The following is an 11,234-nucleotide window of genomic DNA, read 5'->3' on the forward strand; positions in this document are numbered from 1 at the left end:
TCCCACCTATCCCAAAAATCGCACACATTCCAGTTCGGACAATATCAGACAAACCAATAGCAATAATTAAAACCAAATAAAAGTGAAAACAAAACAAATACTAACAACAGCACTTCTGATTGCAGCAATGCAAGCGAAGGCACAAACCAACGGACAGGAGTTCAAAGGAACCGTTGGAAAAACATTTGCGGAATCAAAAGAATGGTGGCCGGAACCGGTTAAGGCGCCGGCAGGTGCGCCAAACGTTGTGTGGATAATGATTGATGATGTTGGCTTTGGCGCCAGCAGTACATTCGGTGGCATTATTCCTACGCCAACTTTCGACAGTCTTGCAAACAATGGACTGCGATACACTAACTTCCATACTGCTGCCATTTGTGCCCCTACGCGGGCAGCATTGCTTACTGGTCGCAACCAGCATTATGTACACATGGGCGGTTTTGCGCACTACTCAACTTCTGCCGGCTTTCCAGGTTATGACGGGTATATACCAGAGAAAGATGGTACAGTTGCCGAAATATTAAAAAGCCAAGGTTACTCAACATTTGCTGTTGGTAAATACGGAGTGACTCCCGATGCTGAAGCTACCGATGCCGGGCCCTTTGACCACTGGCCTCTTGGTAAAGGCTTCGAACATTTCTTTGGATTCTTAGCTTCCGAAACAGACCAATATCGTCCTGCTTTGGTTGAAGATAATGCCTTTGTTACTCCTGACGGTCGTCACCTGAGCGAGCAGATAACTGATAAAGCGATTAGCTACATTACTAAACAAAAAAAGGCAAATCCTGATAAACCATTTTTCCTTTATTATACTCCCGGAGCTACACATGCTCCCCACCAGGTTCCTGACAAATGGAGAGATATTTATAAAGGAAAGTTTGATGAAGGCTGGGATGTTTTTAGGCAAAAAGTTTTTGACAATCAAAAGAAGTTAGGCATCATACCTTCTTATGCGAAATTGCCCGAGCGCAATCCTTTGGTCAAAGCCTGGGATTCTTTACCTGCCGCCGAGCAAAAATTGTATGCACGTTTTATGGAAGTCTATGCTGCTTACCTGACTTATACAGATTACGAAGTAAGCCGGGTTGTAAACACGCTCAAAGAAATCAACCAGCTCGATAACACACTGCTATTTGTAATAATTGGCGACAATGGCGCAAGCAAAGAAGGTTCAGACAATGGGGTGGTTGAAAAAGCTTGGGGACCGCGATACGACAAAGGGGTAACACAGGAGCAGTACATAAAAAAGAATGAAGAAGCTATTGACAAAATTGGCACTCCTGAAACAGAACCAAACTATCCTCTAGGCTGGGCGCAGGCATGCAATACGCCTTTTAAAGACTGGAAGCAGGATGCGAATTCAGAAGGCGGCACTCATAATCCATTAATTGTTTTTTATCCTAAAAAAATTACTGATAAAGGTGCCATTCGTACACAATACGGATATGTGAGTGACATTCTTCCAACTACGTTAGAGATAACAGGCATCAAAGCACCCGCAGAAATAAGGAACATTAAACAAGATACATTGCAAGGGGTTTCGCTTGCATATTCCTTCGATAATGCAAAGGCTGCGTCACATCGGATACGCCAGTATTATTACATTTTTGGTGCACGCGCTCTTTACAAAGACGGTTGGAAAGCTGGCGCAGCACACCATCCTAACGTTATTGATTTGGCTTCTTTTGGCAATAAGCCATTACCTGAGAGAAATTACGATAAGGACGTATGGACGCTATATAACCTGAACGAAGATTTCAATGAACGTATCGATTTATCAAAAAAATATCCTGAAAAGTTAGCCGAGCTAAAAGCCGAGTTTGCCAAAGATGCCGAGCGGTATCATATCTATCCCTTTATAGATTGGCAGGATGTGTTCGAGAAGAAATTTATCAACTCGAAGAAAGCGCCTAACTACTCAACTCCGCCGCCACCTCCAGGTAAGAAGTTGGCCGCGAAATGATAAGTGTAGTTAGAGCCAAACGCACATATTTTTTATGAACCAGTCATTTGATTAACATGAATCGTCCGTTGCGTCGCACTCTTGTACTGCAGGAACAACACGCAGCAAGACCGAACATAAGGCTGAAGCTGACCTATGATTTGCCGATGAACGGAATGCGACGCAACGATGATTCATTAAAGAACAAATGTTGGTACCAAAAAAATAAAAATGAAAAAGTTCTATTAAACGAAAATACTTATGAAACGTTTCTTTTTGTTAACTGCATGTAGCGCTATGCTGCTTACTTCCCGAGCACAAACAAAAGATGTGATAAGAATTACAGGGACAAGATTTCCATTTGAAATCGTGCAAAAATGGATTGAGGTATATAGGCAAACGCATCCGAATGTGCAATTTCAACTAAGCAAATCGGTACCGGCAGATAGTGCAGATTTAATAATTGCGGCACATGCTTCAGACCGGGAGAACTGAAGGATGGTCAGGCAATTGTAGCTGTAAACAGGTACGCTCAATTGCCAATTGTAAACAATAAAAGAACAGATTTGCAGCTTTTGCAGAAAAAAGGATTTACGCAAAACGATTTGAAAAAGGCTTATTTCAACCGTGACGAGAAAAAGGAAAAAAGCCTTTTTAGCTATCCTGTCGTTGTCTACAAACGTGATAAAAATGTTTGTGCCTCGAGGTCGTTTGCAGAAAACGTTACCGGAAGTCAGACAGATGTTTCTGGCATATTCGTAAGTGGCGATGACAGGGCTTTATCGGCTGCGTTAAGACAAGATGTAAACGGAATTTCTTACAATAACCTTGGGCTTGTTTACAACCTTCAAACACGTAAAGTTGCAGACGGTATTGCTATCGTGCCGATAGACTTGAATGAAAACGGAACAATAGACGCTGACGAGAATATTTATGCAACGCTTGATGATGTTCTTAATTATTTTAGTACTACGGACAACACGGTCATTCCTCATGATAACGTAAATGTTGTTTTCAATAAAAACACAATTAGCAAAAACAGTCTTGATTTCATTAATTGGATTATTACTACCGGTCAAGAATACAACCGTCGCTATGGGTTTTTAAATCTCGATAAATCTGTTGCTGCTAATGAGTCGCAAGTTGTGAATGGGTTGAAAAAAGACAAGACGAAATAAAAAACTAAAAAGAAAAAAGGAAGAAAAAGATTTAATTTTATCAGTCTATAAATTTGGTGGACTAATATTTTAAAATATATTTGTAAAACAATCTCAAAGCGTAAATCGTGTTGAAGAAAGAGCCACTCCTTTTCAAAATATCATTCAATGAAGGCTGCAATTATCAACAATACCAGAAGCGAAAATATTTATAACAATCGATTTGTTATGAACTGTTGTTGTAAAGGTTGCTGTTAATTGAAGCACTTTCCGCTCCTCATTACTGTAAAAAAATTTATTTCCTCCTCATCGTTTTAGTACTATCGTTTTGATGAGAATAATTGTTTAAACAAAAAACATCCTTAAAAGATTTAAATCATATTATCAATGACTTTATCAGATATTACTCTACTTACTAAAAAGATTTTATTAGGAATTCTGCTTGTTATTATTCCTTTCCTGATACTAATGGGAGGAATAAAGCTCAGTTTAAAATTGATAAATGCTAACCAGGTAGATACCACTTCAGTAACTAACACCGTAAAAAGATAATTTATGAAAATGGACCCTGCTACCAAGCAACAGATTTTAAAAAATGCATTACTAAGCCTTTTGATTTATGCATTGCCCGTACTGCTCATGTTTGCCACTTTTTATTTCACCGGGCAAAAACCATGGCTTAACAAAACGAAACCATCAACAGTTGGATATAAAATCAGGAATTAATCTTTTAAAATAACTATTACTATGATTAAGTTTATCGAAAGTATTTTTGTCAATTTAAATGGCTGGGGTTTTGTTGCCATTACTTTTATCTTAGGCATTTTTGAGTTCTCGTTTGGACTTTACGAGAAGAAGTGGAATAGAAATGAAATGTTTACTGACATTGCTTGTTATGCTTCTTCAAAACTTTTAGTTCCTCCCGTAGTTGGGTATTTCGGGCTAAAGATGCTGCCTGTTATTTTACCGGCCTACAAAGATGCTTTATTGTGGATTCCATTTGCATGGGGCGCTTTTATCATTGCTATCTATGACGACCTTACCCAATATTGGTATCATCGCCTTCACCATCAACTTCCTTGGTTGTGGCGCTTTCATCGTACGCATCACTCAGCTAACTACATGGGTATGGCGATGGCAAGTAGGCAGAATATTATTTACACCATTTTCTTTTCTCAAACATACCTTACTACCATATTGGTTTTTGTAGGGCTTGGTTATCCTGCGTTGTTTGTAAAGGGTATTAAATCTTTGATTACTTTATCGGCACATTCTAGCATTCCCTGGGATAAATCTTTTTATAAGTATAAATTTCTTCATCCTATCGCCTGGGTTTTAGAAAGAACTATCTCTACACCCGCCACCCATCATGCACACCACGCTGATACAACTGATGATGGCATTGGTTATTATAAAGGGAATTTTGGCAACATGTTTTTTATTTGGGATGTTATTTTTGGCACTGCGTTAATTACCCGTCAATATCCAAAATCTTACGGTATATCTCACTACGAAGGCGACCAGTGGTATGCCCAGTTATTGTGGCCAATTCTTAAATCAAAAGTTCCCGGAAGCGAACTTGCAGCAGGTGGTCCCATAGTTAGGGAAGATGTGTACCCCGTTCCTGCTTTTGAGACAGAACAATTAAATGGAGATTCTGTTCAAGCAGACGAAGAAGATTTTGTTTTCGAGGTCGTTCCGTTAGCGGTAAATGAGGAAATAAAAAAATAACCATGTATTGGAACCTCGAAGACGCAAGAAGACTTGTGATATTTTATGTCCTTAATGCCATTGTGGTTTAGAACTATATAAAATGATTAGATTGACTATTTATTTGATTTTCATTTCTTTTTTAGCTGGGTGTAATCAAAAAGGTGACAATACTTTGCTTGCATCTTCTAAAAAAGATTGTATTTCCTGCAGGGCTACTTCACGCTTAGCAGCATTTGCATCTGTTGCTAATAGGGAAAACAAATCAGCACAAACCAAAGATGAGATGGTTTGGATTGCAGGAGGAACATTTCAAATGGGTGCCGATGATTTCCCTGATGCCAAACCTATACATGCTGTTACTGTTGACGGTTTTTATATGGACGAACACGAAGTAACCAATGCACAATTTGAAAAATTTGTAATGGCTACAGGTTATCTTACGGTTTCAGAGCGTCCTTTAAATCCTGCAGATTATCCCGGTGTTCCTGCCGAAAAACTTGCTCCCGGTTCTGCGGTCTTTACACCTCCTGATCACAAAGTTTCTTTAGATGACCCTTTGCAATGGTGGCAATATATTTCCGGCGCTGATTGGAAACATCCTCAGGGACCTGGAAGTACAATAAAAGGACATGAGAACGAGCCGGTAACACAAGTCAGTTATGTAGATGCAGCCGCTTACGCAAAATGGGCAGGCAAAAGATTGCCAACAGAAGCAGAGTGGGAGTTTGCCGCAAGGGCAGGAAAAAACAATTCAAAATATTACTGGGGTAATGAATTAAAGCCCAAAGGAAAGTGGGTAGCAAACATTTTCCAGGGAAGTTTCCCGGAGGCTAATACTATTGAAGATGGGTACAAAACAGTAGCTCCTGTCAAATCATTCGCCCCAAATGGCTTTGGATTATACGACATGGATGGCAACGTATGGGAATGGTGCGAAGATTATTACAGACCGGATTACTACAAAAACAGTGTTAGCAAAAATCCTAAAGGTCCCTCTGACAGCTTCGATCCAGACGAACCCGGAACAGTAAAACGTGTGCAACGAGGTGGTTCATTCCTTTGCAGTGACCAATACTGCATACGATATAGGGCGGGTAGTAGGGGCAAAGGCGAAATCAGCAGTGCAAGTAATAATCTTGGTTTCAGGTGTGTAAAAGTAAGTGCTATTAAAAACTTATAAGCTCTTTGAATTGAATTTGAAAAAACTCATACTTTTAACTGGATTTAACCGTAAAACGGATGGGGTAATAATGGATGGTAAGTTTCAGAAGAGATGAAGCGCAACATATTCAACTATAGGCACCTTTATTCCTTCCCACAAACAGTTCTGAGGTAGTGGCACTAATAATGTGTTTTAAAAAGCTGCTACTCTTTTTGTTACCGATAGCAAAAAAAATAAGCAATCGGTTACCAATATGGTTATACTTTTCACTGTGGATTGTAGTACTCCATACACCTTTGCTTTTGTGGATTATTTCCCATGCAAACTATTTTCGGTTCTTTCGGGTTGTTGATGTCAAGTGTGAAATCATTTCGGAAGAGGGTGTAATACATCTGTCGTGATGATAATCTTGGGAGGCTAATCTTGGCACTTGCTATTTATAATGATGTATTCCACCTCAACTAATAAAAAGGATATTGAGTCATGTTCTTCATTAGGAGCTGATTGTTATGTAATAATGACCATAAAAATATACATTCTTCCATGACCGAATACTGCAACAAAAAGCTTACATTCATATTGTATTATGGCAAAGAAAGACATTATAGTTGTAGGCGCTTCAGCAGGAGGTGTAAATGCCTTAAGGTCATTTGTAAAGTATTTGCCAGTTGATTTTACGGGGTCAGTTTTTGTCGTTCTCCATATACCTCCTTTCTCGGAAACAAGATTGGCATTGATACTTACAAAATCAGGCCCCCTTCAAGCAGTGCAACCGAGGGATGGTGAAGAAATTAAACCAGGGATAATTTATGTAGCGGCTAATGACCATCATTTGCTGCTTGAAAATGGAAAAGTGGTCGTTAAAAAAGGTCCGAAGGAAAATCGATTCCGCCCTTCTATTGATGCACTGTTTCGGTCAGCAGCTTATGTTTATGGTCCACGTGTGGTTGGAATAGTTTTATCTGGTTTATTGGATGATGGCACATCGGGACTTTGGTCAATTAAGAGGCTGGGAGGAACAACAATTATTCAGCAACCGGAAGATGCAGAGTACCCACAAATGCCTAAAAATGTTCTGGAATATGTTGAGGTTGATTACACTGTTGCAGCTGCCGAAAGGGGAAGGTTGCTGGAAAACCTGATTACCGAAAAAGCACAGAAAAAAATAAAGCTGAGCAGTGATGAAATGAAACTGCTGAAGATGGAAGTAATTATCGCTACAAATGATAATGCTTTTGAAATGGGAATTATAAATATGGGCGAACTTACCCCCTTTACCTGCCCTGAATGTCATGGCTGCCTTGTCCGATTGGTGGATGGAAGTATTATCCGATTCAGGTGCCATACCGGACATGCTTTTACCGCCAGTGCACTTTTGGCTGATGTAACAGAGTCTGTAGAAGAAATGCTTTGGATGGGCATGTGCGGCATGGAAGAAATCAACATGCTTTTGAAAAATATAGAAAAACATCTTAAACAGTTAGGATACAAAGAGCAAGCGGAAATATTTGCTGAAAAGGCAGAAGATGCATCCCGCCGAGCGCGCATTATTCATGATTCTGTTTTTAAGCAAGAATTATACAGTGAAGACATTCGTTACCAGGAAAAGGCTTTTAAACAAGCAAATAAAAAAAATAAAATTAAAAATAAATAGTCCGGCAAAGGTTTACATGAAAAGCGTAGGTTCAAGCCGGTAATTCACTATCTCTTGTAATCATTAATGCTGGCCGGCTTTTTTAACAATTACTCTATTTGTGCTCTCCTTAGCAATTTACAGAATAAACTAAGTGCACAACACAAAGCTAGTGCTTGCTTTTTTTCTATCTCTTTTGTTACTAACGGCATAAAATCTAAATTTATTTTTTCCGCCTATGTATCTTAGTCAAGGATAGATCGTCATCGAACAAATGCAGAAGAAATGGAACAAACTTTGGCTAGCATCAAAGAAAGCCGTTGGCGAAATTGGATGATCCTTGTTTTCAATTCCAAAAGGTAGCTTAGATTCGATTAGGCCAAACACCTCGGTACCTATGCATTAGTATAGTGAGTGGACTCCTCATCTGGAAAGTTTTCATCACTTTCTGATTTCTTTTCGCAGGGAGGGCAATTCAGGGCGACATTACTGTTGGCAGTAGTAAAGTAGTATTGATACAAACTAATAAAATCTTGGAGTAGAAGTATTCAACATTCGCACAAAACCGGGAGGTTTAGTTATTGGTATGAAATACCCTTTAGTTTAGAAGGTTCATAAAAAAATGGAATCAAATCAGTATCGATTGCGTTGCATGAAACACTCATCTCCTTGAACAAGACGTTCCCAAAAAGATTTGCGACAGCAGTATCAGCAGCATCTCGTCCCGTAGCTATCTTAACAATGCCATTTAGAGGAACCAACTTTGTAGCATCGAACAGAATCCATTCATTACCAAGAAAAGCTTCAAAGCATGCGTGAAAATCAGGGGATTTAACTTATATGCAAACCCGGTAAAGTAACGGGCAGGAATTGTCAAGGCGCGACACAATGCTATGCCCAAGTGCGCAAAATCCCTGCAAACACCAGTTAATTCTGCTATAGTATCATAAGCGGAAGTTTGAGAATTTGTTGAGCCGCCCACGGTTTTTATAGCTCTTAATTCTTATAACAGGGCGTGCAATAGAATCCGAAAAACATATTATATTACTTACTTCTTAATAAATTTGCCAGCTAGAAAAGTTTTATTAGGCAGTAATATCTTCAACTGGTAAAGACCACTAGCAAACTTGCTTATATCAATGCTTTCTACAGCCAGCGCTCTTTCCGTACAAGCGGTAGATTCGGTCAGCACTAATTTGCCTGCAACGTCGTAGACCATTATTACAGCATTACCGCTTTGCTTTGGAGCCACCTCTATCCGTATCCGCTGTGTCGCAGGAATGGGATATATTTTAATAGGAATGGGATACACTTTGATAGGAACAGGCTCGTATCCTTTTATGGAAACAATATTTGAATAAGTAAAACTTGTGTCGCTATTGCGTTGTTTAATCCGGTAAAACGATAGGGAGCGGTATTCATTAATGTCGGGCAAATGATAATTAATTTTAAAACTGGCTGCTTTAGAAGCTGCCGCAAAATTTACGGGTACAAAATGAAGTGAATCCCCTAACGACCTTTCAATATCAAAACCTGTTGTATAAAACGCGTATTTTGTTTCCCACTGCAGACTTGCAGTTAACTGGTCTGTCCGTTCTGCTTTTAGTATCAATGTTGCTTCAAATTTTTTTAAGTGGTCGCATGCGACCTGTTGCAAATTCGCGGGGACTTTATGATCGAGTGAAACAACAATGGGTTTAAGAAGGTCAATATGTACAGGCACAAAGATGGTTGAAACGCGTGTTATATGTACCGTTGGGATCTGCAACAAGCGGTTTTTTTGTACACCGAGCAGTTGTGCAAAAGAGGTTTTTGCAAAACTGGCAATCAGCAGAACATACAGGAGCAAACATTTTCTCATCTTCCTGATTTTTTTATCACGAATGAATCGACTGGGGTCTCGGTTATTAATAATAACGCCATTCTACGTTATTAATAATATCCCAGCCAAATGATGTCTTATGGGTGGCATCGGTAATCTGTTGCCAGGCCATTCGCTGAGGAACCAAAGAAACTGAAAAGGTTGGGATTTCACTTGAGGCAGACTCCTGAATACTTTCCACAGTAACACTATCCATGTGTATCTTATAGTACTCGAGTGGAGTTGTTCCTCCTTTTATAGAAACAACATCTACCGATTTTAGCTTTGTTCCGGTAAGCAGTAATTTCCTAAAAGATATAGTAGCAGAACTAAGGGATATCATAAAAGCGAAACTCTGGAAATTTGGTTTAGAACATTCGGCGCATAGAACTTGCCCCGAGGAATTAGCAAAGACATCAATCTCATTAAAATGCCCAGGCACAGTAGAGCCGCCATTTAATTTCGTAGTTCCAATAAATGCTTTCATTACAACTGATGTTTGTGTAAATACTTCACCGCAGCTAAACAATAATGCCACAGGAAAGAGTGAATAGATAAATTTCCTCATAGCGTTTATTTTTAAAATAATAAATGACGTTTTATGTAAAAAAGCAGGACTTCAATATCAAATTTTACCCCTAATTACAACAGTGTTTTTGCTAAAATTGTCCAATCTTGGTTAGCTGCGACAATTCTTTGGTTCAAAAAGCAGCCACATAGTAAAGAAAAAAAGTACTATTGAAATAAATAGCATGGCAAAAGGTTTTTTTGTAATTGGACCTTTTGCCTAAAAATATAATCCCTAATCGTGAAACTAGGTTTGAAAAGTAGGTTTTTCAGGTATAGAGAAAATCGTTTCTATGGAAGCAAAGCCGCGTATTAATTCCATCACCCATTGTAGAAAAGATTAATCGTTAATCCCTGGTGTTAGGCTGAATAGGTGGTATGTTCTTTTAAGCTTCAACGAAGTTACGTCTTGTTATCAAGAAATGCAATAGAATTGTTAAAGATCATTAGGGACACATGCTATTAAGTCCAGAACGATCGGGTTTAAATCAAAAATGCCCTCTAAACTTGCTTCCTTGTTAGCTTTTTGTGTAGCGGTTAGTATGCGAGTTCTGTCGCGTGTACAATTGATTGATTTGTTAAAGGACTAAGTGTGCTGGATGTTTAAGGGTGATTGTCTCTGTAGGTAGATTATTTTACAAGCTGTATATTTTAAATTAAGGTCTAGCCTTAGTTACCGTGATTTGGAAGAGTTATTGTCTATCAGAGGAGTAGCGGTTAATCACATACAATACAAAGATGCGTATATGAGTTTACACCATTAATTGAAGCTGAATGCCCGGTTTTAAATACAGCAACAATTTTGCTTTTTTACGTATTCCCATCGTCTTTAAGATACCTGTACAATACTTTGGTATTGTATACTTCTTCTGGGCACCAAATTGTTGCAAATCATTTCTCCCCCACAAATCGATAGAAAATTTAAGTGAATCGTTGTCAAATGTCTGAAGATAATTTTTGTCAACACTATTGTAATCACTATACTCAGAAACATAAATTTTGTTGTTACAGCTAATTACAATGGATGTAGTTAATGCAAAAAGAATAATGCGATAATTTGAATTCCTTTTTAACCAATATCTAATCATATTTTTCGATTCTTTTTTCTGCTCTTCGGTGTATTTAATCTTTCCTCATTTTTCAAATATTTGATGCCAAACAACGGTGGTTTACTAAAGGTAAAAAGCTCAAACCAGATT

The 11,234-nt window shown here is 38.6% G+C and carries 12 protein-coding genes; 8 read left to right on the forward strand and 4 right to left on the reverse strand.

The window, feature by feature from the left end; translation table 11 throughout:
* The first annotated feature begins 82 nt into the window (after positions 1-82).
* The 8 genes from B154_RS28510 to B154_RS0113215 all read left to right on the forward strand — a co-directional run bounded on the left by B154_RS28510 (position 83) and on the right by B154_RS0113215 (position 7,628).
* The gene (locus B154_RS28510; protein ID WP_018614726.1) at positions 83-1,963 is read left to right on the forward strand and encodes an arylsulfatase; all 1,881 of its coding nucleotides are present in this window, start codon (positions 83-85) and stop codon (positions 1,961-1,963) included.
* Positions 1,964-2,203: 240 nt separating this feature from the next.
* On the forward strand, positions 2,204-2,437 hold the full coding sequence (locus tag B154_RS0113185; protein ID WP_018614727.1) for a hypothetical protein: 234 nt from the start codon (positions 2,204-2,206) through the stop codon (positions 2,435-2,437).
* A gap of 41 nt (positions 2,438-2,478) precedes the next feature.
* Positions 2,479-3,120 (forward strand): hypothetical protein, encoded by a 642-nt coding sequence (locus tag B154_RS0113190; RefSeq protein ID WP_018614728.1) that lies wholly within the window; start codon positions 2,479-2,481, stop codon positions 3,118-3,120.
* Positions 3,121-3,486: 366 nt separating this feature from the next.
* Positions 3,487-3,651 (forward strand): hypothetical protein, encoded by a 165-nt coding sequence (locus B154_RS32370; RefSeq protein ID WP_018614729.1) that lies wholly within the window; start codon positions 3,487-3,489, stop codon positions 3,649-3,651.
* A gap of 3 nt (positions 3,652-3,654) precedes the next feature.
* Positions 3,655-3,825 carry a hypothetical protein gene (locus B154_RS32765; RefSeq protein ID WP_018614730.1) on the forward strand — a complete coding sequence of 57 codons (171 nt, stop codon included), beginning with the start codon at positions 3,655-3,657 and terminating at the stop codon, positions 3,823-3,825.
* Positions 3,826-3,846: 21 nt separating this feature from the next.
* Complete coding sequence (locus B154_RS0113205) at positions 3,847-4,830, forward strand: sterol desaturase family protein (protein WP_018614731.1); 984 nt, start codon at positions 3,847-3,849, stop codon at positions 4,828-4,830.
* A gap of 82 nt (positions 4,831-4,912) precedes the next feature.
* Entirely contained in the window at positions 4,913-5,992 is a 1,080-nt protein-coding gene (locus B154_RS0113210; protein WP_018614732.1) for a formylglycine-generating enzyme family protein, read from the forward strand.
* Positions 5,993-6,560: 568 nt separating this feature from the next.
* Positions 6,561-7,628, forward strand: a complete 1,068-nt coding sequence (locus B154_RS0113215) for a chemotaxis protein CheB (RefSeq protein WP_018614733.1) — start codon at positions 6,561-6,563, stop codon at positions 7,626-7,628.
* Between the two features lie 727 nt (positions 7,629-8,355).
* Here the strand turns inward: B154_RS0113215 and B154_RS33715 are convergent.
* The 4 genes from B154_RS33715 to B154_RS0113235 form a co-directional block, all read right to left on the reverse strand.
* On the reverse strand, positions 8,356-8,589 hold the full coding sequence (locus tag B154_RS33715) for a transglutaminase domain-containing protein (RefSeq protein ID WP_071595291.1): 234 nt from the start codon (positions 8,587-8,589) through the stop codon (positions 8,356-8,358).
* A 66-nt stretch (positions 8,590-8,655) separates the two neighbouring features.
* Entirely contained in the window at positions 8,656-9,468 is an 813-nt protein-coding gene (locus tag B154_RS0113225) for a T9SS type A sorting domain-containing protein (protein WP_018614734.1), read from the reverse strand.
* A gap of 46 nt (positions 9,469-9,514) precedes the next feature.
* Positions 9,515-10,036, reverse strand: a complete 522-nt coding sequence (locus tag B154_RS0113230; RefSeq protein ID WP_018614735.1) for a type VI secretion system tube protein Hcp — start codon at positions 10,034-10,036, stop codon at positions 9,515-9,517.
* Between the two features lie 751 nt (positions 10,037-10,787).
* Positions 10,788-11,123: a hypothetical protein gene (locus B154_RS0113235; protein ID WP_018614736.1), complete on the reverse strand. Its 336-nt coding sequence runs from the start codon at positions 11,121-11,123 to the stop codon at positions 10,788-10,790.
* Positions 11,124-11,234: the final 111 nt, after the last annotated feature.

The sequence above is a fragment of the Segetibacter koreensis DSM 18137 genome (assembly GCF_000374045.1).
Lineage (GTDB): Bacteria > Bacteroidota > Bacteroidia > Chitinophagales > Chitinophagaceae > Segetibacter > Segetibacter koreensis.